Origin of the sequence: Mycobacterium sp., assembly GCF_035653355.1 — a bacterium.
Taxonomy (GTDB): Bacteria; Actinomycetota; Actinomycetes; order Mycobacteriales; family Mycobacteriaceae; genus Mycobacterium.
On record NZ_DASRBZ010000278.1, the window covers coordinates 1 to 21,453 of the forward strand.

Here is a 21,453-nt window from a genome sequence, read left to right on the forward strand (position 1 = left end):
GGCTGTAGCTCAGTCGCCGTAACCTCAAGAGGTGCCGCGACCCGATGTTGATCGGGTCACGGCCGGGAGGAGCTGTGCCATCGTGCCTAGTGCCTTGAAACTGAACAATGCAGCACTAACGCTGCTACCGATCGCAACGCCAAGCTATGACCGCGGCAGCGTCGGTGTCGGTATTGCGCATATCGGCGCCGGTCACTTTCACCGCGCGCATCAGGCCATGTACATCGACCGGCTGCTGGAGCAAGGCTTGGCGCGTGAGTGGGGCATCTGCGGAGTGGGGGTGCTGCCTTCCGACTGGCCAATGCGCGACGTCCTGCGTGACCAGGACGGGCTGTACATGTTGATTCAGCAGTACCCCGACTGCAGTCGGGACGCACGGGTGATCGGCTCGATCATCGACTACCGCTACCCGCCCGACGATCCGGAGTCTGTAATCGAGTTGCTGGCCGCGGCAACCACCCGGATCATTTCGCTGACCATCACCGAAGGCGGCTACCGCGACCCCGACGGGCTGGCGTTCGGGTTGATCACCGAGGCTCTGGCCAGGCGTCGCGACCGCGGGATCGCCGCACCGACGATTTTGTCCTGCGACAACATCGAGAGTAACGGGCAGGTGACGCGGCGAGTCGTCCTCGCGAATGCCGAGCACCGGGATCACGGGCTCGCCGAGTGGGTCGCGGAACACGCCCGCTTCCCGAGTTCGATGGTGGACCGGATCACACCGGCCACCACACCGGAGATGGCGGCGGCGGTTCAGCGTGACTTCGGAGTAGCCGACCGGTGGCCGGTGCTGACCGAGCCGTTCGCCGCCTGGGTCATCGAAGACGACTTCGCGGACGGCAGGCCGCCGCTGGATCAGGCGGGCGTGCTGCTGGTCGACGATGTCGTCCCGTACGAATTGATGAAGCTGCGGCTGCTCAACGCGGGACATCAATGCCTTTGCTACTTCGCCCGCCTATGCGGCTTCGAGTTCGTTCACGACGCGGCACGCGACCCGTTGTTCGCCAAATTCTTGCTCGCCTACTTCGATTTAGAGGCCATCCCGACGCTGGCGCCGGTGCCCGGGATCGATCTGCATGACTACAGCCGCACGCTGATCGAGCGGTTCTCCAACCCCGGCGTGGGCGACAAGGTCGCACGGCTGTGTGCCTACTCGTCGGATCGCATTCCGAAATGGCTGCTTCCCGTCATCTGCGACAACCTGGCAAGCGATGGGCCGGTCCGGCTGGCGGCGGCAACAGTGGCCAGCTGGGCGCGCTACGCCGAGGGCGTCGACGAGCACGGTGAGCCGATCGAGGTGGTGGACCAGCTGGCAGACTCGCTCTTGCCGATTGCCCGGTCGCAGCATGAGAATCCCACCGCGTTCATCGAAATCGCCTTGTTCGGGGATCTGGCCCAGCAGCCACGCTTCGTCAAGGCATACCGCTGGGCGCTGGATGCATTGCACCGCAAGGGAGCTCGGGCCACACTGGAGGCCCTCGTGCAATGAGCCGCGGACTGGTGATCGGTGAGGCGTTGATCGACATCGTCGAGCGCGACGGGCGAATCACCGGTGAGCATGTCGGCGGCAGCCCGCTCAACGTCGCCGTCGGACTGGCGCGGTTGGGTCACGATGTCGACTTCATGACCCACATCGGCGACGACGCTCATGGCAGGCGTATCGCTGATTACGTGAAGTCCTCAGGCGCGCAGCTAGTTTCGGGAAGCATAGCTGACGGCAGGACACCAACCGCGCGAGTCAGCGTGGCCGACGGCGGGCTGCCCGACTATGAGTTCGACCTTGACTGGCAGCTTTCGGGAATCCCGACGGCAGCACCACCTGTTGTGGTGCACACCGGATCCATCGCAGCTGTGCAGGAACCGGGCTGCCTGGCTGTCGCGGCGCTCATCGACGCGTATCGGGTGTCGGCAACCGTGAGCCTGGATCCCAATGTGCGTCCCGCACTGATAGTCGACCGAGACGTGGCCCGCGAACGCATCGAGCGCCTGGTGCAGCGCAGCGATGTCGTAAAGGCCAGCGACGAGGACCTGCGCTGGATCGATCCCGACCGCGCGCCCGAGCAAGTCGCCCACACATGGCTGGCGCTGGGCCCGTCGATCGTGGTGGTGACGACTGGTGCCGAGGGTGCGTTTGCGGTGTGTGCGGCCGGCCGGGCCCAGGTGACGGCGCGACCGGTACAGGTGGTGGACACGGTCGGTGCCGGTGACGCGTTCATGGTCGGGCTCATCGACTGGTTATGGCGATCCCGTCTGTTGGGCGCTGACCGGCGCGGAAATCTCCGCCAGATCACGCTTGACACCCTGACCGCGGCATTGGATGCGGCGACTCTGCTGTCGGCGCTGACGGTCGGCCGCGCGGGTGCTGACTTGCCCGATCGAGCGGCCCGCGACGGCGCGGCGGGAAGTCTTTAGACGCATACCCAGAGGCTGCTCAGGGCATACTGGCTGTATGCGTTCCATCTGGAAGGGTTCGATCGCCTTCGGGTTAGTGAACGTCCCTGTCAAGGTGTACAGCGCCACTGAGGACCACGACATCAAGTTCCATCAGGTGCACGCCAAGGACAACGGACGGATCCGGTACCAGCGGGTGTGCGAAGTATGTGGTGAAGTCGTCGAGTACCGGGATGTGGCGCGGGCCTACGAATCCGAAGATGGCCAAATGGTGGTCATCACCGACGAGGACATCGCGACGCTGCCCGAAGAGCGCAGTCGAGAAATCGAGGTGCTCGAATTCGTTCCGGCCAGCGATGTCGACCCAATGATGTATGACCGCAGCTACTTTCTTGAGCCAGACTCCAAATCCGCGAAATCCTATGTGCTGCTGGCTAAAACGCTCGCCGATACCGACCGGATAGCGATCGTGCATTTCACGCTGCGCAACAAAACCCGGCTTGCGGCGTTGCGGGTCAAGGACTTCAGCAAGCGTGATGTGATGATGGTGCACACCTTGTTGTGGCCCGACGAAATCCGTGACCCCGACTTCCCGGTGCTCGACAAGAAGGTCGATATCAAGCCGGCGGAGCTGAAAATGGCCGGTCAGGTGGTCGAGTCGATGGCCGACGATTTCAATCCCGACCGCTACCACGACGACTATCAAGAGCAGCTGCGCGAGCTGGTTGAAGCGAAACTTCAAGGCGGAGAAGCGTTTACCGTCGAAGAGAAGCCCACTGAACTCGACGAGACCGAGGACGTCTCCGACCTGCTGGCCAAGCTGGAAGCCAGCGTGAAGGCACGTTCCGATGGCGGTAAAGGGCCGGCGAAGAAGGCGTCCGCCAAGAAAGCACCGGCGAAGAAAGCCGCCAAAACAACGGCCAAGAAAGCACCCGCCAAGAAGGCACCGGCGAAAAAGGCCCCCGCCAAGGCGGGCGCCAAGTCCTGACTATGTCAGGGTGTGCTCGTCAGCGCTTGAGCTTGCCGTCGCGCACATCGGTTACGGCGTCCTCGACCGTCTGATACAGCGGAAAGGCCTCGTCGAGGCCGGTCAACTGGATTGGCCGCCTCGTCGCCGGGCCACGCGCCACGACCGCGAACGGGGCCGATTTGCTGACTTCCTCATGCGTGGCGGCCAGCAGCCGAAGCCCGGCCGAAGCCAGAAATTCGACCGCAGTGAGGTCGATGACCAGCGCCGCCGGATTGTCGGCGACCACACCGCCAATGGCGTCTTCCAGCGCCGGAATGGTGACTAGATCGACTTCGCCGCCGACGGCGAGCACGACTATACCGTCGCGGTTCCCAACTGAAATTGTGATCGGATCCGTAGCTGACAACGGCCATCCTTATCTGGCGGTCGATCGCTCTTTGCTGAACGGTCCGAGCCTAATCCGGGGTGGTTTGGAGTTGGAAAAATCATACTTCAGGCGATCCCGCGCCGATCCTAGCGCTAGTCTCTGCAAGGGCTCGAGGTTTTGCGCAGCGAGCGGAAGCCAGGAGGTTAGATGTCTGATTTGCCGACCGATTTGGCGACCACCACCACCGCTGCCGCCGCGACAGCCGGCATCTCCAGTGACGGTCTGCTGCCCCAGCTGGTTCAGCATCTGCGGCAAAACCGAACCGCCTTGCGCGAGGAGTGGGCACGCCGGATCACCGAGGCCGAACTGCTGACCGCGATGTCACCGGAGGAACTCTTCTCCGAAGCGACCGCCGTATATGACAACTACGTCGAGGTGCTCGAGACGGGAAGCGTCGAGGCGCTGCAGGCATACGCCCGCGACCTGTCCGAGCGCATCATCCCGCGGGGGGTCGAGACCGACGAGGTCGTCGGGATCGTGCTGCTTTTGCGCGACGTGCTTGCCCGCTCGCTGTTCGAGAAGTATCAATCGGACTTCGACCTGCTCAACCGTGTGCTCGACGCCTACGAGCCGGCGGCCAACCGCATCGCCAACACGGTTGCCGTCAGCTTCGTGCAGGAACGCGAGCGGATCATCCGCCAGCAGCAGGAGGCGATCCGCGAGCTGTCCACGCCGGTGCTGCAGGTGCGCGAGCAGCTGCTGATCCTGCCGATCATCGGCGTCCTGGATAGCCAGCGGGCCCGGCAACTCACCGAGCAACTGCTTCGGGCCATCCGCAACAACCGCGCCAAGGTCGTCGTCATCGACATCACCGGTGTGCCGACCATCGACTCCACGGTGGCAAACCACCTGGTGCAGACCGTCGATGCGTCAGGGTTGATGGGTGCCAGCGTCATCATCACTGGCCTGTCCTCCGAGATCGCCCTGACATTGGTGACGATCGGGCTGGACCTGTCGAAGATGAACGCGGTCGGCGACCTGCAGGGTGGCATCGAGGAGGCGGAACGCCTGCTGGGCTACGAAGTCACCCGCACCGGCGAGCAGAGCGCGTAACAGTGGATTCCACCCGGGCTACTGGGAGCCTCGCATGCCAGTACCCATCCTGAAGCAAGGCCCAATTCTCATCGCGACGGTCCAGGCCGCGCTCACCGACTCCGACACCGAGCGACTCCGCCAGGACCTCATGGAAAGGGTCAACCGGTTCCGGGCCCAAGGCATCATCGTCGACGTCACCGCCATCGACGTGATGGACTCATTCGCTGCACGGTCGCTGCGCACGATCGCGCACATGACCCGGCTGCGCGGTGCCGACACCGTGATCGTCGGCCTGCAGCCGGAGGTCGCCTTTGCGATGGTTCGGCTGGGTCTTGCGTTCGACGGGATGCATACTGCGCTCGACCTCGAAGAAGGGCTTGCCCTGCTGAATGGCCGACTGACGCGTCGAAAAGCGACGATCGGACGTGACGGTGTGGGATGAGATCGTCGTAGACGTGGGTCATCCCGACGACATCGTCATCGCACGCCAGGCAGGACATCAACTCGCTCGAGATCTCGGATTCTCCTTGACCGACGTCACCATGATCGCCACCGCGATCTCCGAAGTCGCGCGCAACATCACCAGCTACGCGGGCCGCGGGGCGGTTCGGGTAGCGGTGGCCGACCGGGAGGGTCGCAAGGCGTTGGTGGTGCGCGCTGAAGACGAGGGACCCGGCATCGCCGACATCGACCGCGCGCTCGAAGACGGATACTCGACTGGTCGCGGGCTCGGGCTTGGTTTGCCTGGTGCGCGGCGGCTGATGGACCGGTTGATCGTGGAATCCACGCCTGGCCGGGGAACGCTCGTCGAGATGTGGAAATGGGTTCCGTCCGGTGCGTAGGCAAGGCCGGCTAGGGCCGATCGAGTGGGCGGCGGCGCGCCGCCCGCGGCCCGACGAGGAAATTTGCGGCGACTATCCGATTGCGCTCGACATCGGCGGCAAAGCAGCGTTGTTCGGGGTGCTGGACGGCCTGGGCCATGGAACACAAGCCGCGACAGCGGCGATGCGGGCTGCGGACGTGATCAGCGACGCGCGCGCGGAACCCCTGGAGGTCCTGTTTCAGCTGTGCCATCATGCGCTGACCGACACCAGAGGTGCGGCAATGACTTTGGCACAGCTTGATTTCGAAGCCGCGACGATGCGTTGGATCGGGGTGGGCAACGTCACCGCCAACCTGGTCGCGAAGGCGGCGAGCGGTGTCGAGGTCCGGTCGAGTGCACTACTTGCCAGCGGAACCGTCGGCTACCGGATACCTGAGGTTTTGCATCCGAGTTCGGTGGCAATTCGGCCCGGTGACTTACTTGTCGTTGCCAGCGACGGTATCTGCGAAGACTACTTGGACAGCATCGACTTCGCCGGGCCAGCCATGACGACCGCTGAACAAATTCTGGATAAGCACGCGAAGGAAATCGACGACGCGTTGGTGCTTGCCGCGCGTCACCGGGGTTTCCCGTCGTGACCGACACAGAAGGTTTTCACGTCCGTTATGCCGCCGCGCTGCGCCGCTACCTCGAGGGCGAAGACGAAGCCGCCTTGGCCGTCGGACATGAGCTGGGCCGCCAGGCGCTGCAGGACCGGATCAGCATGCTCGACATCGTCGAGAACCACTTCGGGCTGGTCGACGAATTGTCGACAAACATGCGCGTCGGTGCACCGACACCACTGGAATTCCTGCTGCAGACGCTGGCCGCGCTGGACGTGGCGACGCGTGGATTCCTCGACAGCGCAAGGCGTTACGAGGAACAGCGGGCCCGTGCCGACCAGCTCGCCGACCGCGACGAGTTTCGCACCGCGTTGGTAAATTCGCTGCAGGAGGGATTCTTCGTTGCCGACCACCGCGGCACGGTCCTCGAGATCAACGACGCGTTCGCCGAAATCACCGGCTACTCCGCCGACGGTCTGCCCTACCGGTGGCCGCACCCGTGGGTGGTCGACCACCAAGCCGCCGGTCACCAACAAAACCTGCTGGTACAGGGTGGCAGCGTCCAGTACGAGACGCCGATTCGGCACCGTGACGGCCACCTGGCGTGGGTGGCGGTCAGCATCAACGCGGTCACCGACTATGCCGCCGAAAAAGGCCTATACGTCGGAACAATTCGCGACATCACCGCCCAGCGGGCGTTCGCGGCGCGCGAGAACGCGGTTTTGCGCCTGGCCACCGCCGTGGGTGTGGCCAAGAGCGTCGCGGAGGTGCTTTCGATCACCCTCGACGAGTGCCGAGTCGCGCTCGACGTGCAGCGGGTGGTGGCGGTGATGTGGTCGACCAACGGCGGCGACCCGATCGTCCAAGTAGCGGGCGAACCCGCCGACTCCAATTGGCGTGACTTGAACCCGCTGCTGCGCCAGACGTTTGAAACGGCGCGTCACCAGCTGCCGTTGACCGTCCAGACGGTCGAATGGGCCGATACGCCAGGCAAGTCACGCGGCATCGTCGCGGTGCTCTCCGGCACCGGGGACGTCGCGTTGTGGTTGGAGCTTGCGACACCCCGCTGGATCAGCGCCGAGGATCGGCTGCTGGTCACCGTGCTTGTCGGCCACCTGGGCCTGGCGACACAACATGTGCGCCAATTCGAAAGCGCACGCGAGACATCGCTGACGCTGCAGCGGGCGATGCTTGCGCCGATCGCGCTTCCGGCCGGTTTCGCGGTTCGCTATGAACCCGCGGTTCCGCCGCTGGAAATCGGCGGCGACTGGTACGACGTGCTGTCGCTCGGCGACCACCGCATCGGGATCGTGGTGGGCGACTGTGTGGGCCGCGGCCTTCCGGCCGCCGCGGTGATGGGTCAGCTGCGCAGCTCGGCACGTGCGCTGTTGCTGACCGGTGCTGAACCCGCGCTGCTGCTCGAAGACCTCGACGCGGCGGCGGCGCTGATTCCCGGCGCGTACTGCACGACGGTGTTCTTGGGCATCCTCGACACCGAATCGGGCGAGCTGCGCTACAGCAACGCGGGCCACCCACCCGCGGTACTCGCGGCGCCCGAGTCCGGGACCACCCTGTTGGCCGATGCGCATTCGGTGCCGCTGGCGGTGCACCGGGATCACGGACGCCCGCAGACGACGCAGGTCCTGGCGCCGGGTTCGACGCTGATTGTCTTCACCGATGGCCTCGTCGAGCGCAAGCACGAGCCGATCGATGCCGGAATCGCCCGCGTGGCAGAGATTTTGGCGGAAAACGCCAATTCGCTCGTCGGCCATGTTGCCGACGAGGTGCTTCGGGAGCTGGCCCCGCCAGCCGGATATGACGACGACGTCGCGATGGTGGTATATCGGCGCCCGCAGACCGCGTTGCGACTCAAAACCGATGCGAGCGCCGATCAACTGGCCGATGTGCGCCATCGGCTCACCGCATGGCTGCAGTCGTGCGCCGTACCCGGTCCGTTGGCCGCCGACATTGTGCTCGCCGTCTACGAGGCCTGCGCCAACAGCGTCGAGCACGCCTACCGGGGCTCACGCGCCGGACAGGTGCGCGTCGACGTCGACGTCGCCGGCGGCACGATCCGCGCCCGGGTTGCCGATTCCGGTTCGTGGAAAACCCCGCAGCCCGGTCCCGGCGGGCGGGGGCTGAAGTTGATCGACGCCGTCAGCGACCGGGTTGATCTGGAGCACGGCCGCTCCGGAACGACGGTCACGATGAGCTTCCGGTTACCGCCGGCGGAGTCGAATTAGAACGTGTTCCAGAAAGCGGCCAAGCCTGTTACGGTGTCGCCGTGATCCTGGACAACTTTCGACTCGACGACAAAGTCGCCGTCATCACCGGTGCGGGCCGCGGACTCGGCGCCGCTATCGCTGTGGCGTTTGCCGAGGTAGGCGCCAACGTGGTCATCGCGTCGCGGACGCAATCGCAGCTCGAGGAAGTCGCCGAACAGGTCCGCGGCACCGGCAGGCGCGCCCATGTGGTTGCCGCCGACTTGGCCCATCCCGACGCGACGGCACAGTTGGCCGGCCAGGCCGTGGAGGCGTTCGGGAAACTAGACATCGTCGTCAACAATGTCGGTGGCACGATGCCCAACGCGCTGCTGACCACGTCGACCAAGGACCTCAAACACGCGTTCACCTTCAACGTCGCGACCGCGCATGCGTTGACCACTGCGGCGGTGCCGCTGATGCTTGAGCACTCCGGCGGCGGCAGCATCATCAACATCACCTCCACCATGGGCAGGCTGGCCGGGCGAGGTTTCGCTGCCTATGGCACCGCCAAAGCCGCGCTAGCCCACTACACCCGGCTGGCCGCACTCGACCTGTGCCCGCGGATCCGGGTGAACGCCATCGCGCCGGGCTCGATCGCCACCTCAGCGCTCGAAATCGTGGCCTCCAACGACGAGCTGCGCGAGCCGATGGAGAAGGCGACACCGATGCGCCGGCTCGGTGAGCCTATCGAAATCGCGGCTGCGGCAGTGTATTTGGCGTCGCCGGCGGGTAGCTATCTGACCGGCAAGACACTCGAGGTCGACGGCGGCCTCACCTTCCCCAACCTCGACCTACCGATCCCGGACCTCTAAACCATGGCCATTCGCGTCGTTCAGATCGGCACCGGCAACGTCGGCGCCCACGCGCTCAAAGCGCTGATCACCAACCCGGAATTCGAACTCACCGGCGTGTGGGTGTCCTCCGACACCAAGGCCGGCAAGGATGCGGCTGAGCTTGTAGGCCTTGACGATTCGACCGGCGTGCAAGCCAGCACCGACCTCGACGCGGTGCTGGCCACCGGGCCGCAGTGCGCGGTCTACACCGCGATGGCCGACAACCGCCTGCCTGAAGCGCTCGACGACTACCGGCGCATCCTGGCGGCCGGAGTCAACGTCGTCGGCAGCGGTCCGGTCTTTCTGCAGTACCCGTGGCAGGTGATCCCCGAGGAGCTCATCTCACCGCTGGAAGAAGCTGCACGCGAAGGCAATTCGAGCCTGTTCGTCAACGGTATCGACCCAGGCTTCGCCAACGACCTGCTGCCGCTGGCGTTCGCCGGCACCTGCCAGAGCATCGAGCAGGTGCGCTGCATGGAGATCGTCGACTACGCCACCTACGACAGCGCTGTCGTGATGTTCGACGTGATGGGCTTCGGCAAGCCGCTCGACGAGATTCCGATGCTGCTGCAGCCGGGCGTGCTGAGCATGGCGTGGGGATCGGTGGTGCGCCAACTTGCCGCCTGGCTAGGCATTTCGCTCGATGAGGTCACTGAGCGGTATACGCGCGAACCGGCACCGGAGGACTTCGACATCGCCTCGGGCCACATTCCCAAGGGCAGCGCGGCGGCGCTGCGGTTTGAGGTGCTCGGCATGGTCGGCGGCCATCCGGCGGTGGTGCTCGAACACGTCACCCGGTTGCGCGAAGACCTGCGCCCGGATTGGCCGCAACCGGCCCAGCCCGGCGGCTCTTACCGCATCGAGATCACCGGTGAGCCGTCGTACGCGGTGGACGTCTGCCTGAGCAGCCGCCGCGGCGATCACAACCACGCCGGGCTGGTGGCGACCGCCATGCGGATCGTCAACGCCATTCCCGCGGTGGTAGCCGCCCCGGCCGGTATCCGCACCACCCTGGACTTGCCTTTGGTCACCGGCCGGGGCCTGTACACGCCGGGCTAACCTAACTGGGTTATTTGAAGTCAGCGAAAGTCGGTTAGTTGGCGCAGGACACCCAGACCCACGCGAAAACGGGCTGGTATCTGCTCGGGCCGGCGTTCGTCGCCGCCATCGCCTATGTCGATCCCGGCAACGTGGCAGCCAACGTCAGCGCCGGGGCCCAGTTCGGCTATCTGCTGCTGTGGGTGATCGTCGCCGCCAATCTGATGGCCGGGGTGGTGCAATACCTGTCGGCGAAACTCGGGCTAGTCACCGGACGCTCGCTGCCCGAGGCCGTCGGCCGGCAGATGAATCGTCCCACCCGGCTGGCCTATTGGGTGCAGGCCGAACTCGTGGCGATGGCAACCGACGTGGCCGAAGTAGTCGGCGGAGCGATCGCGCTGCGCATCCTGTTCGATCTGCCACTGCTGATCGGGGGGCTGATCACCGGGGTGGTGTCGTTGCTGCTGCTGGCCGTCCGCGACCGCAATGGCCAGCGGTTGTTCGAGCAGGTCATCACCGGACTGCTGCTGGTGATCGCAATCGGCTTCACCGCCAGCTTCTTTGTCGCCACACCGCCGCCGGGCGCGGTGCTCGGCGGCCTGGTGCCCCACTTCCACGGCGGGGAAAGCGTGCTGCTGGCCGCGGCGATCTTGGGCGCCACGGTCATGCCGCATGCCGTTTATCTACATTCGGGTCTGGCCCGCGACCGGCACGGCCATCCCGATGCGGGACCGCCGCGGCGCTGGCTGCTGCGGGTCACCCGCTGGGATGTCGGGTTGGCGATGATGGTCGCCGGTGGTGTGAACGCGGCGATGCTGCTGGTCGCCGCGCTCAACATGGCGGGACGGGGCGGCGCCGGTTCAATCGACGGGGCCTACGCCGCTGTGCGCGACACGGTGAATCCGTTGATCGCCGTGTTTTTCGCGGTCGGGTTGCTGATATCCGGATTGGCGTCGGCCTCGGTGGGCGCGTATGCGGGCGCCATGATCATGCAGGGATTGCTGTACCGGTCGGTGCCGATGCTGCTGCGTCGGGTGGTCACGCTGACGCCGGCGATGCTGATTCTGGCGTGGGGCTACGACCCGACCCGGGCGTTGGTGCTGTCTCAGGTGGTGCTGTCATTCGGCATCCCGTTCGCGCTGTTTCCGCTGGTGCGGCTTACCAGCAACCGCGCGGTGATGGGCGCGGACGCCAACCACCGCGTGACCACCGGCATCGGCTGGATGATCGCCGTCATGATCAGCCTGCTCAATGTGGTGCTGATCTATCTGACCGTGAGCGGGGCCACGTAACTGCCGCACCCGTTGAGCTCAGATCTGCACGTCAGATCGGTGATCGGGCGATTTGCCACGCCGCGCGCTGCCACCAGACCAGCGTTTCGTATGGCTAACATCGGTCCTGTGAACCGTCGACGCTGTGCCCGTAGCCGGGTCCCCCGGCATGTCGCGGCACAGCTGATGGCGATGACCTGCAAATCCCCTCGGAGCCCGATGTCGAGCTCCGGGCTGCACCTGACGACGAGGAGCTGAGGCGGTGCGCCGCCATGCCTACTTCGCATACGGGTCCAACCTGTGTGTGCGCCAGATGGCGCGGCGCTGCCCTGACGCGGCCGAACCACGCCCCGCGATGCTGAGCGACCATGAGTGGCTGATCAACCAACGCGGGGTGGCCACTGTGGACCCGTTCACCGGCAGTCACGTGCATGGTGTGCTGTGGCAGCTGTCCGATCATGACCTCGCCGCGTTGGACAGCGCCGAGGGGGTGCCGGTGCGCTACCGCCGCAACCGGCTGACCGTGCATACCGACGACGGCCCCTTCCCCGCCTGGGTCTATATCGACCACCGAGTGACGCCGGGTGCGCCTCGGCCGGGCTACCTGGAGCGCATCATCGACGGCGCGCTACATCACCGGCTGCCCAAACGCTGGGTCGACTACTTGCGCCGATGGGACCCGTCCCAGTGGCCTCGCCCGCCTGCGTCGAGTTCCGCTGCGCCGCAATCTCTTTCAGCGCTGCTGTCCGATCCGGGCGTCATTGAGGTGAGCCGGCTGCGGTCACGCTTCGGGTTTTTGGCCATTCATGGCGGCGGCTTGGAACAGATGACCGACGTGATCGCCGAACGGGCCGCCGACGCCGCCGACGCGTCGGTGTATCTGGTGCGTCACCCCGACCGTTATCCCCATCATCTGTCCTCGCTTCGGTTCCGCGCCGAGGAGTCGCCGCGGCTTGCCGAATTTCTCGACCATGTCGACGTTGCGATCTCCCTACACGGCTACAGCCGGTTCGGGCGCAGCACGCAACTACTGGCCGGCGGCCGCAACCGCGAGCTGGCGACCCACCTGGCCCGCCACCTCGACCTGCCGGGCTATCAGGTGGTCACCGACTTGGACGCCATCCCGCCCGAGCTTCGCGGCCTGCATCAGGACAACCCGGTCAACCGGGTGCGCGCGGGCGGAGTTCAGTTGGAGCTGTCGGCGCGGGTGCGCGGCATCAGCCCGCGCAGTCCGCTCCCCGGGGACGACGGGCTGTCACCGGTGACGTCCGCGCTCGTGCAGGGTCTGGTGGCGGCGGCGCGCAGGTGGGAATCACGGTCTGCAATGGGCTGATGAGCAAGGATTTTCGCTTCTCCATCGGAATCCACGCCGTCAAGTCGCGTGCGGCTCTGCAAGAGAAGGCGCGCCGACTGGAGAGTTGGGGATTCGACGTCTTGTACCTGCCCGACCACCTCGGCGCGCCCGCACCTTTCCCGGCGCTGACCGCGATCGCGCAGGCCACCACCACCGTCCGGCTGGGCACCTATGTGCTCAACGCATGCTTCTACAAGCCGGCCCTGCTGGCCCGTGACGTCGCCGGAGTCGATCTGCTCAGCGATGGCCGCCTCGAAGTCGGACTCGGCGCCGGCTATGTGCGCGAAGAATTCGAGGCCGCCGAGTTGCCCTATCCCAGCGCGGGACAGCGCGTCGACTACCTCGAACATGTGACGACCTACCTCAAAAAGCACCTGCCAAGCGTGCCGATCCTGATCGCCGGCAACGGCGACCGGCTGCTGACCGTGGCGGCCCGGCACGCCGACATCGTCGGGCTCACCGGTGCCAACCCGCGCGGCGCCGACGACCCGCTGGCCGAACGCATTACGTTCGTCCGCGCCGCCGCCGGTGACCGGGATCTCGAACTGAACCTCGCGATCACCGCGGTGCCGGCGGACAACTCCGGGATGCCTGACCTTTCGTTGACCCGCAGATATGCGCCGACATTGTCCGACGAGCAGCTGCTGGAGCTGCCGGCCGTGCTGAGCGGGTCGCCCCGCGAGATGGCTGACAGGTTGCGCGGGTACCGCGACACGTACGGGCTGACCTCGTTCACCGTGCAGGAAAACCACGCCGAAGGTTTCGCCAAGGTGATCGCGGAGCTGCGGTGAGCATCGCGGGTAAGCTGCGAGCCGGTCAGCCCTCGTAGCTCAGGGGATAGAGCACGGCTCTCCTAAAGCCGGTGTCGCAGGTTCGAATCCTGCCGGGGGCACGTTTTCACCAGGCATTTCATAGGTGCGTGCAAGCCACGTGCAATACCCAGCACCAAACGCGCAGGTCGCGCCACCGATGCACGAGAGAGTCCCGCAGGACTGCCGATACCGGAGAGTCCCGCACCAGCCGCTGCCCCAGGGCCTGCTCCCCGTCCACGGGACCACCAGACGAGAAGACGACCGCGATTGCCAGTGACGGATCTATCGACCCGTGCCTCGGCTTACACTTCGGCGATGTTCTCCGAGACGCGCTATGCGATGAACGGGGACTTGCGCGTCGCCTACCGCGCATCGCCCCAAGGACCGCGCGACATCATCGTGGTCTCCGCTTGGTTCAGCAACTGTGACGTCATGCCGGAACTCCCGTCGATCCAAGGCTGGGTCGAGGCGATGACGTCGCTCGGTCGGCTCATCTTCTTCGACCAGCCGGGTACGGGCGCGTCTGATCCCGTCACTGCGGGCGCGCTGCCGACCTTGGAGCAATGGGCCGACAGCATCACTGCGGTATTGGACGATCTCGGGAGTAGCGATGCGGTCATCGTCGCGGGCGTCGGCTCATTCGCGCCAGCGGCACTGTTCGCAGCAACACATCCGTCCCGCACAAGCGCGTTCATCGCGCTCGAGGGCTACGCGGATCCGACGGCTGAGCGTGCTGAGGGGCTCGCTCCCGAGGAAGTCTTCGCTGCGATGGTCGGGGTGTGGGGCACGGGGGAGATGCAGCATGTCTTGAATCCGGATATGCCGTGGAACGAGGAGATCCGGGCAACGTTGGCCCGGTTTGAACGTCTTTCGGCAAGCCCAGGAACCGCTGCTCGCATGATGCCTCTCATGGCCGAGATGGACGTGCGGGCGCTGCTTCCGGCAATCCGCGTGCCCACCCTCGTCCTCCACCACGCCGACAACCCATTCATCCCGCCCGAGTGGGGCAAGTACATCGCCGATCACATCTCGGGCGCGAAGTACGTTGAGCTACCGGGGCGCAACCTGTTCCACATCGTTGAACCGTGGCGCGAGTCCTTTCAGGAGATCGCTGCGTTCCTCACCGGCCACCAAGCCGAAGTCGCCGATGATCGGGTGCTGGCCACGGTGCTGTTCACCGACATCGTGGACTCCACGCGCCGTGCGGCGGAAATGGGTGACCGTGACTGGCGCGCATTGCTTGATGCACACGATGCCGTCGTGCGGTCACAACTCGCCCGCTTTCGGGGCCGCGAGGTGAACACATCCGGCGACGGCTTCCTGGCGATGTTCGACGGCCCGCAGCGGGCGATCCGCTGCGCGATAGCGATCCGCGATGCGGTGCAGTCGCTCGGCATCGAGGTGCGGGCCGGTTTGCACACGGGCGAGTGCGAGGTTCGCGGCGATGATATCAGTGGGATCGGCGTGCATATTGGAGCGCGTGTGAGCGCCGTGGCTGGACCGAACGACGTGCTCGTTTCAAGCACGCTGCGCGATCTCGTGATCGGGTCAGGACTCGAGTTCGAGGAGCGCGGCACTCATAAGCTCAAGGGCGTGCCCGGTGAATGGCGTCTCTTCGCCGTCGCTTCTCCGTAGCGCAACGGCAGTCCCAGCCCCACACCACTCCGGGCCGAGGCGGAGGACTGTGTTGATGAATCCTATTGTGGCTCAACGTAGATCGTGTTGTGCCGCCGTTTCGTCAGAGAACCTTTGGCTGGTGTGACGACCACGGGTGGGCCAATTCCAGTTGAGAGGCGACCCGAATGAGGACATCCTCTCGACCGTAGGCGGCGGCGAGCTGGATGCCGATGGGCAAACCGTCGGCGTTGCGGTGCAGGGGAAGGCTGATCGCCGGCTGCCCGCTCAGGTTGAACGCCGGCGTGAATGCAGCGAACCGTCCGGCGCGTCGTTGCGGTGCCGTCGGCTGTTCAGGATCGTTCTCGAACTCCGTCAATGGCACCGGTGGTTCGGCCAGTGTCGGCGTGAGCAGCAGGTCCCAGCCGTCGGCCCACCACTGCTGCAGGTCCCGCCGGAATGCCCAGCATGCCTCCTGCGCTGTGGCGTAGTCGACCGCGGTGAGCCGCCGAGCCTGCTCGACGAGCACCCAGTTCACCGGCTCCATGTCGGTTGCCGTCACCTCGCGCCCGATTTTCTCGCCAATTCCGCGCGCCGCCATCGCCATCTGCGTGGCCCAGAGTGCCATGAACTTGCGCGGCAACGTGTTGTCGGCCAGGCACTTTGGCCACGCCGGCTCGACGATGTGCCCGAGACCCTCCAGCATCGAGGCCGCGGCGCGCGCCGCCGAGACGCAGTCGTCGTGCAGGAACTCGCCCCGCGGATGGACGTCGAGCAGCCCGATCCGCAGCCGACCGGCGTCTGCGCCCACCTCGTCGAGGTATGGCCGTTCGGGCGGAGGCGCGATCACGGTGTCGCCAATCCCGGGGCCGCGCACCGCATCGAGCAATCCCGCCGTGTCGCGCACGGTGCGGCTGACGCACAGCTCGACGCCGAGCCCCGCCTCGGTGCGCACCGGCCCGACGGTGGTCCGGCCCTGGCTCGGCTTGAGCCCCACCACACCACAGCACGACGCCGGGATGCGGATGCTGCCGCCGCCGTCCGACGCGTTCGCGAACGGAACCATTCCTGCCGCCACCGCGGCGGCGGCCCCGCCGCTGGACCCGCCCGGCGTGCGATCCAAGGCCCACGGGTTGTGGGTCGCTCCCCAGGCCACCGGCTGCGCCGTCGGCAGACTGCCCAGCTCCGAGGTGTTCGTCCGTCCCGCGATCACCAGCCCGGCCGCCTTGAAGCGGGCGACCAAAGTCGTGTCCACTGTGTCGACCTTGGCCGCCTGTTTCAACGCCACATTGCCATTCGACAGAGTCTGGCCGGCAAAGCTGGTGTACAAGTCCTTCAGTAAAAACGGGACGCCGCGAAACGGGCCGTCGGGCAGGTTGTCATCTGCGGCCACCGAACGGGCGTGGTCGAACCACTCGATGACGACGGCGTTCAACGTCGGGTTCGACCGCTCGATCCGCTCGATCGCCGCCTCCAGCAGCTCGCTGGGCGTGACCTCGCCCTTGGCCACCAGCTTGGCCTGGTCTGTGGCATCCATCCACCGCGTCTCGTCGGCAAGACCGCCCATGGCTCCCGGTTCTACCACGACCGACATCATGGGCCCGGCAGTCTGGGTTATGAGCTGACCTGTGCCCCAACGAGCGACAGCTGGTCAATCGCCGCGGGTATCGACGACCCGCTGCGCAATCTCGGCCAGCCGTACGTTCATGCTCTGCGATAGCTGGCGCAGCATGTCGAATGCGCGCATGGCATCGACATTGAACCGTTCCATGAGGATGCCCTTCGCCTGGCCGATGACATCGCGGCTGTTCAACGCGGACCGGAGCTGCTCGCCGTGCCGGCTGGCCATAATCGCTGCCGCGGCATGGGCTCCGAGTACCGAGCCGATCGCTTCCGATTCGGCGTTGAATACGTTGGCCCGCAATCCGAACACATTCAAGGCACCCGCGCTGCGGTCACCGGCGTAGAGCTTGTAGGAAAGACAGCTGCGCACCCCTATCTCGCTGACGGCGCGGGAAAATTTGGGCCACCGGGGCTCTTTGGTGAAGTCGTCGGTGCGCAGCATCAGCTCGTCTTCCGCGGCGTCGAGGCACGGACCTTCGTGGTATTTCGCTTGCAGCTCATCGACTTTGTAGACCAGATCCGAGGTACCAAACAGCGACTGGAACCTGCGCCCCGGCGCGACCAGCAGCACGCCGGCCGTGTCGGCACCGGGTATCAACTCGACGGCCGCATCCGTCACCCGCACGAGGACCTCGTCGACATTGCGCGGTGGCGCGATAGAGCGGGCCAGCTCTGCCATGCGCAGCGCCAGCTCGTGGTTTGACAACTCGGCCACACGCACGGACTTCCCTACGCACGCCGCATTAAACCGACGATGAATAGCGGGTGTCTGGCCGCGACAATGTTTGTCGATCGTCGCCGAGGGCAATGTGGCTCCAAGGTGGACGGGTAGGTCGACCTGTTCGTCCACTCAGGTCTCGCCGGTTCAGCCCGAGAGCCGGCGGGACCGCCTTCGGCTGCGCCCGCTCGCCCGCGAGCGGGCGCAGCTCACGGAGGTGTTCTCGGTGTTAGCGACGACATAACGGCCCACACCGAACAGCACACCGCTGCAGCGGTGCTGGCGGCGCCGACATACAACCCGTAAGCGGCCGACACCGGCGGCTTGACGTTGATGGTGTAGTACCACCATGTCAGCATCCCGATCAGCAGCGAGATGAGCAGCGCGGAAATCGAGGCGAGCCTGGGCGAGAGGCCGCGGCCGACCATCGCGCCCGTCACTACCAGAGTCGAAGAAAGCAACACGATCAACTGGCCGGCGCCGAATCCCGGCGGAAGTCGCAGGCTGCCGATGCTGCCGCCGATCGCGTTGGCCCAGCCGCCGCCGTTGACCGAGGTCGTCAACCACGGCAGCCAGGCGCTAACCGCAACCACCGCAGCGAAAAACGCGACCAGCCAACCCGGGCGAAGGCGGCGGCTCATGGTTGCGACCCTAACTTCCGGTGCTGCGTTCATCCCTTGGCACACGCTGCAAGCCGCCCGCTCAGTGGTGATCTCTAGGGTGGAGCCCAAGACTTCCAAGGCAGACATCAAGGCGGTGCGATGACCGAGCTCCCGGATTGGGCTCGCCCGCTGGACCTGGCGCCCAACCCAGAGGGCGGCTGGTTCCGGCAAACGTGGCGCAGCGATGTGACCGTCAGCCAGTCCACGTTGCCGCCGGACTACACCGGCCCGCGCAGCGCCGGAACGGCGATCCTGCTGCTACTCATGCCCGGCCAACACTCGGCGTGGCACACGGTGCGCAGCGCCGAGTTGTGGCTGCACCACCGCGGCAGCCCCCTGCTGCTCGACGTCGGAAGCGAACGCGAAAGCGCCACAACGCATGTGCTGGGCAGCGACATCCTGGCCGGCGAGCGCCCCCAGGTGCTGGTGCCGCCGCGCCACTGGCAGCGGGCCCGTCCCCGCGACGACGAGCCGAGCCTGGTCAGCTGCGTCGTGGTGCCCGGATTCGACTACGCCGACTTCGGTCTCGGGCCCGCGGAGTAGCTCTGGTGACAGGCCCGCTGCGCCGCGTTAGCTCTGCAGCGACGACAGGTTGAACACCGCCCCGGTGGGATCGGCGGCCGCCGCCAGCCGACCGTACGGGGTGTCCTCGGCCCCGCGCAGCACCGCGCCGCCGTTGTCGGTGATCACCTGCAGGGTCTTGTCGACGTCTTCGGCGCCGAAGAAGATGCTCCAGGTCGACGGCACCTCGGTGGCCAGGCAGCCGGCGCCGTCCATCACCCCGAGCAGCTGTTGATCACCGAACCATGCTGTGACGTAGCGGAATTCGTCGGTGTCGGAGACCTGCTCGGTCCGCCACCCGAACACCGTTCGGTAGAAGTCGACAGCCGCGCGGAAATCGCGGGTGGTGAGTTGGTGCCAGACTGGGGCACCGGCTTCGCCGACCACTTCGAACCCGTGGTGTTCCAGCGGCTGCCACAGCCCGAACGACGCTCCCGTGGGGTCGGTGCCCATGCTCATGAAGCCCTGGGCGGGCACCTCCATCGGCGCAATGCACGACGAGCCGCCGGCCGTGGTCAGCGCCGACACTGTCGCGTTGATGTCGGCGGTGTGGAAGTAGGTGGTCCAGCGGTCGGGCGCCTGCCACTCGGGGTTGTTGGCCATGAGTCCGGCGACCGGGCAGCCGTCCTTGGCGGCGTTGATGTAGCCGCCGTATTCCGGTCCGGCGGTTTCAAAGGTCCAGCCGAACACCGTGCCATAGAAGTCTTGGGCACGGTCGACGTCAGACGACGTCAACTCGATCCAGGTGGGCGCTCCCAGCGGGGCGCGGTAACCAACGGTCACGATGACCTCCTCGGTAGGTGGGCCCCGTCATCGGGGTCACCGGTACCGACTGCCGCCGAAACCCAAACTCATCGCGCGCCGTCAGGTTCCGGCGAACACCTTGACGAATCTCTCCAGCGATTCGCGGATATCGCTCTTGAGCGCGCCGGCGACCAGCATCCCGATCGGACCGAACAGCGCGGGACCGCCGAGGTGTACGTCGAAGCTGACGACCGAGCCGTCACCCTTGGGTTTGACTTTGGCGAGCAGCTTGACCTTGACACCGCCCACGCCGTCGCCGTTGAGCGTCATCGCTTCGGGCGGCTTATAGTGCACGATCGTCCACTTGATCCGGTTGGGCATGCCCTTGACCTCGACGATCGACTCGATGACGGTGCCCTTCTCCAGCTTTTCGGGCAGCTTGCTGCGCCATACCCGGTGGATGGTCAGCCAGTCCTTGTAGCGGGATAGGTCAGCGGCATGCGCCCAGGCTTCTTCGGGCGGCAGCGGTACGTCGATGGATCCGGAGAGTTTCGCCATGGTCAGTTCTGCTGGTCGCGTTCGGCGTCATCGTTCAGGGCGTTCTTGGCCAACAGGTCTTTGGCTTCGTCCAAGAACCCCATACGCCGTCCTTTCCGTAGCCGACCCTACCTGCCGGTCATTGAGGTCGAGTTCAGCGGCCAGCGACAAAGCGCCTCTGCAGAGGGCGCAAAGAATCGTTCAGCGACCCTTCGCTCCTCGTCGAGTTCACATCAGACCGGTTGGGGTTCGTCGTCGGTGTCGGGCGGGGCAAGGTGTTCGAGTGCGCCTCAGCGGTACGACACCGATCGCGGGCTTACAGGCTGCGGGCGAGCATCACGCAACGGCTTACGGACGCCACCACGGGATCGGTTCGGCGGGTTCCTCGGCGTCCACGCGCTCACCAGGCTTGGGCACCGCAACCCGAACCTGTGCGGCGTCGGCGGCGGGCAGCAGCCGCTCGATCGGCTCGGCCCACGGGTGCGGCGCCAGCCGGAAGGTACCCCAGTGGATCGGCACCAGAAGGGCAGAACCTGAGCCGGTGACATCCCGGTGGGCCTGGACCGCTTCCTCCGGACTCATGTGGATGTCGGGCCACGCTTTGTTGTACGCGCCGACCGGCATCAGCGTCAGGTCGAACGGCCCGTAGTCGCTGCCGATCTGCGCGAAGCTTTTGGTATAGCCACTGTCGCCGGCGAAGTATGCGCGGCGGTTCGGCCCGATCAGCACCCACGACGCCCACAGCGTGTTGTTGCGGCTCAAGAAGCGTCCCGAAAAATGGCGTGCCGGCGTGCAGATCAGGGTGAGCTCGTCCAGCTGGGTGCGCTCGAACCAATCCAGTTCGATGATCCGTTCGTCCGGAATTCCCCAGGCGCGCAGGTGCGCGCCCACACCCAGCGGCACAACAAACGGCGCCCATTGGCTGTGAGCCAGCGCGATGACGGTGTCGATGTCGAGATGGTCGTAATGGTCGTGGCTGATGACCACGGCGTCGACGGCGGGCAGAGCATCCACCTGCATCGGCGGCGGATGCAGCCGCTCGGGTCCGATCACGTCGGATGGCGAACAGCGGTGACTCCACACCGGATCGGTCAGCACCCGGTAACCGTCGATCTCCAGCAGCGCGGTGGCGTGGCCGAACCAGGTGACCGCAAGCCGGCCCGGGCTGTCGTCC

At 65.9% G+C, this 21,453-nt stretch carries 22 protein-coding genes and 1 tRNA gene; 16 read left to right on the forward strand and 7 right to left on the reverse strand.

The window, feature by feature from the left end:
- Nucleotides 1–79 precede the first annotated feature (79 nt).
- From VFA16_RS09495 to VFA16_RS09505, 3 genes are read left to right on the forward strand one after another with little or no spacing between them, the layout of a single operon-like run.
- Entirely contained in the window at nt 80–1,489 is a 1,410-nt protein-coding gene (locus tag VFA16_RS09495) for a mannitol dehydrogenase family protein (RefSeq protein WP_324967586.1), read from the forward strand.
- The gene (locus tag VFA16_RS09500; RefSeq protein WP_324967566.1) at nt 1,486–2,412 is read left to right on the forward strand and encodes a carbohydrate kinase; all 927 of its coding nucleotides are present in this window, start codon (nt 1,486–1,488) and stop codon (nt 2,410–2,412) included. Before VFA16_RS09495 ends, VFA16_RS09500 begins: the two co-directional genes overlap by 4 nt.
- A gap of 37 nt (nt 2,413–2,449) precedes the next feature.
- The gene (locus VFA16_RS09505) at nt 2,450–3,379 is read left to right on the forward strand and encodes a Ku protein (RefSeq protein ID WP_324967567.1); all 930 of its coding nucleotides are present in this window, start codon (nt 2,450–2,452) and stop codon (nt 3,377–3,379) included.
- Between the two features lie 19 nt (nt 3,380–3,398).
- On the opposite strand, the gene VFA16_RS09510 is transcribed toward VFA16_RS09505, so the two are convergent.
- Nucleotides 3,399–3,767, reverse strand: a complete 369-nt coding sequence (locus VFA16_RS09510) for an STAS domain-containing protein (RefSeq protein WP_324967568.1) — start codon at nt 3,765–3,767, stop codon at nt 3,399–3,401.
- Nucleotides 3,768–3,935: 168 nt separating this feature from the next.
- Here VFA16_RS09510 and VFA16_RS09515 point away from each other — a divergent pair, with 168 nt between their 5' ends.
- The 12 genes from VFA16_RS09515 to VFA16_RS09570 all read left to right on the forward strand — a co-directional run bounded on the left by VFA16_RS09515 (nt 3,936) and on the right by VFA16_RS09570 (nt 15,455).
- Nucleotides 3,936–4,841, forward strand: a complete 906-nt coding sequence (locus VFA16_RS09515) for an STAS domain-containing protein (protein WP_324967569.1) — start codon at nt 3,936–3,938, stop codon at nt 4,839–4,841.
- Between the two features lie 34 nt (nt 4,842–4,875).
- Nucleotides 4,876–5,265 (forward strand): STAS domain-containing protein, encoded by a 390-nt coding sequence (locus tag VFA16_RS09520; RefSeq protein ID WP_324967570.1) that lies wholly within the window; start codon nt 4,876–4,878, stop codon nt 5,263–5,265.
- Nucleotides 5,255–5,665, forward strand: a complete 411-nt coding sequence (locus VFA16_RS09525; protein WP_324967587.1) for an ATP-binding protein — start codon at nt 5,255–5,257, stop codon at nt 5,663–5,665. The genes VFA16_RS09520 and VFA16_RS09525 overlap by 11 nt, the downstream gene beginning before the upstream one ends.
- Nucleotides 5,658–6,284, forward strand: coding sequence for a SpoIIE family protein phosphatase (locus tag VFA16_RS09530; protein ID WP_324967571.1), 627 nt, complete (start codon nt 5,658–5,660; stop codon nt 6,282–6,284). The genes VFA16_RS09525 and VFA16_RS09530 overlap by 8 nt, the downstream gene beginning before the upstream one ends.
- The gene (locus tag VFA16_RS09535; RefSeq protein WP_324967572.1) at nt 6,281–8,491 is read left to right on the forward strand and encodes a SpoIIE family protein phosphatase; all 2,211 of its coding nucleotides are present in this window, start codon (nt 6,281–6,283) and stop codon (nt 8,489–8,491) included. The genes VFA16_RS09530 and VFA16_RS09535 overlap by 4 nt, the downstream gene beginning before the upstream one ends.
- 41 nt (nt 8,492–8,532) lie before the next feature.
- Nucleotides 8,533–9,324, forward strand: coding sequence for an SDR family oxidoreductase (locus VFA16_RS09540; protein ID WP_324967573.1), 792 nt, complete (start codon nt 8,533–8,535; stop codon nt 9,322–9,324).
- Nucleotides 9,325–9,327: 3 nt separating this feature from the next.
- Entirely contained in the window at nt 9,328–10,404 is a 1,077-nt protein-coding gene (locus VFA16_RS09545; RefSeq protein WP_324967574.1) for a diacylglycerol kinase, read from the forward strand.
- A gap of 38 nt (nt 10,405–10,442) precedes the next feature.
- Entirely contained in the window at nt 10,443–11,675 is a 1,233-nt protein-coding gene (locus VFA16_RS09550) for an Nramp family divalent metal transporter (RefSeq protein ID WP_324967575.1), read from the forward strand.
- A gap of 241 nt (nt 11,676–11,916) precedes the next feature.
- Nucleotides 11,917–12,987, forward strand: a complete 1,071-nt coding sequence (locus VFA16_RS09555; RefSeq protein WP_324967576.1) for a poly-gamma-glutamate hydrolase family protein — start codon at nt 11,917–11,919, stop codon at nt 12,985–12,987.
- Nucleotides 12,987–13,799: an LLM class F420-dependent oxidoreductase gene (locus VFA16_RS09560; protein ID WP_324967577.1), complete on the forward strand. Its 813-nt coding sequence runs from the start codon at nt 12,987–12,989 to the stop codon at nt 13,797–13,799. Before VFA16_RS09555 ends, VFA16_RS09560 begins: the two co-directional genes overlap by 1 nt.
- Nucleotides 13,800–13,827: 28 nt before the next feature.
- Nucleotides 13,828–13,900 (forward strand) — tRNA-Arg (locus VFA16_RS09565).
- 235 nt (nt 13,901–14,135) lie between these two features.
- On the forward strand, nt 14,136–15,455 hold the full coding sequence (locus VFA16_RS09570; RefSeq protein WP_324967578.1) for an adenylate/guanylate cyclase domain-containing protein: 1,320 nt from the start codon (nt 14,136–14,138) through the stop codon (nt 15,453–15,455).
- 103 nt (nt 15,456–15,558) lie between these two features.
- Here VFA16_RS09570 and VFA16_RS09575 read toward each other — a convergent pair whose 3' ends face one another.
- The 3 genes from VFA16_RS09575 to VFA16_RS09585 all read right to left on the reverse strand — a co-directional run bounded on the left by VFA16_RS09575 (nt 15,559) and on the right by VFA16_RS09585 (nt 18,416).
- On the reverse strand, nt 15,559–17,019 hold the full coding sequence (locus VFA16_RS09575) for an amidase (RefSeq protein WP_324967579.1): 1,461 nt from the start codon (nt 17,017–17,019) through the stop codon (nt 15,559–15,561).
- Nucleotides 17,020–17,085: 66 nt separating this feature from the next.
- On the reverse strand, nt 17,086–17,772 hold the full coding sequence (locus VFA16_RS09580; RefSeq protein ID WP_324967580.1) for a GAF and ANTAR domain-containing protein: 687 nt from the start codon (nt 17,770–17,772) through the stop codon (nt 17,086–17,088).
- Between the two features lie 212 nt (nt 17,773–17,984).
- On the reverse strand, nt 17,985–18,416 hold the full coding sequence (locus tag VFA16_RS09585) for a hypothetical protein (protein ID WP_324967581.1): 432 nt from the start codon (nt 18,414–18,416) through the stop codon (nt 17,985–17,987).
- Between the two features lie 120 nt (nt 18,417–18,536).
- On the opposite strand from VFA16_RS09585, the gene VFA16_RS09590 reads away from it, so the two are divergent.
- Entirely contained in the window at nt 18,537–18,980 is a 444-nt protein-coding gene (locus VFA16_RS09590) for a cupin domain-containing protein (protein ID WP_324967582.1), read from the forward strand.
- 27 nt (nt 18,981–19,007) lie between these two features.
- Here VFA16_RS09590 and VFA16_RS09595 read toward each other — a convergent pair whose 3' ends face one another.
- From VFA16_RS09595 to VFA16_RS09605, 3 genes are all read right to left on the reverse strand, one after another.
- Nucleotides 19,008–19,781 carry a VOC family protein gene (locus VFA16_RS09595; RefSeq protein ID WP_324967583.1) on the reverse strand — a complete coding sequence of 258 codons (774 nt, stop codon included), beginning with the start codon at nt 19,779–19,781 and terminating at the stop codon, nt 19,008–19,010.
- A gap of 81 nt (nt 19,782–19,862) precedes the next feature.
- The gene (locus VFA16_RS09600; RefSeq protein ID WP_324967584.1) at nt 19,863–20,300 is read right to left on the reverse strand and encodes a type II toxin-antitoxin system Rv0910 family toxin; all 438 of its coding nucleotides are present in this window, start codon (nt 20,298–20,300) and stop codon (nt 19,863–19,865) included.
- Between the two features lie 327 nt (nt 20,301–20,627).
- Nucleotides 20,628–21,453, reverse strand: an 826-nt coding sequence (locus VFA16_RS09605; RefSeq protein WP_324967585.1) for an MBL fold metallo-hydrolase, incomplete at its 5' end; no start/stop codon positions are given.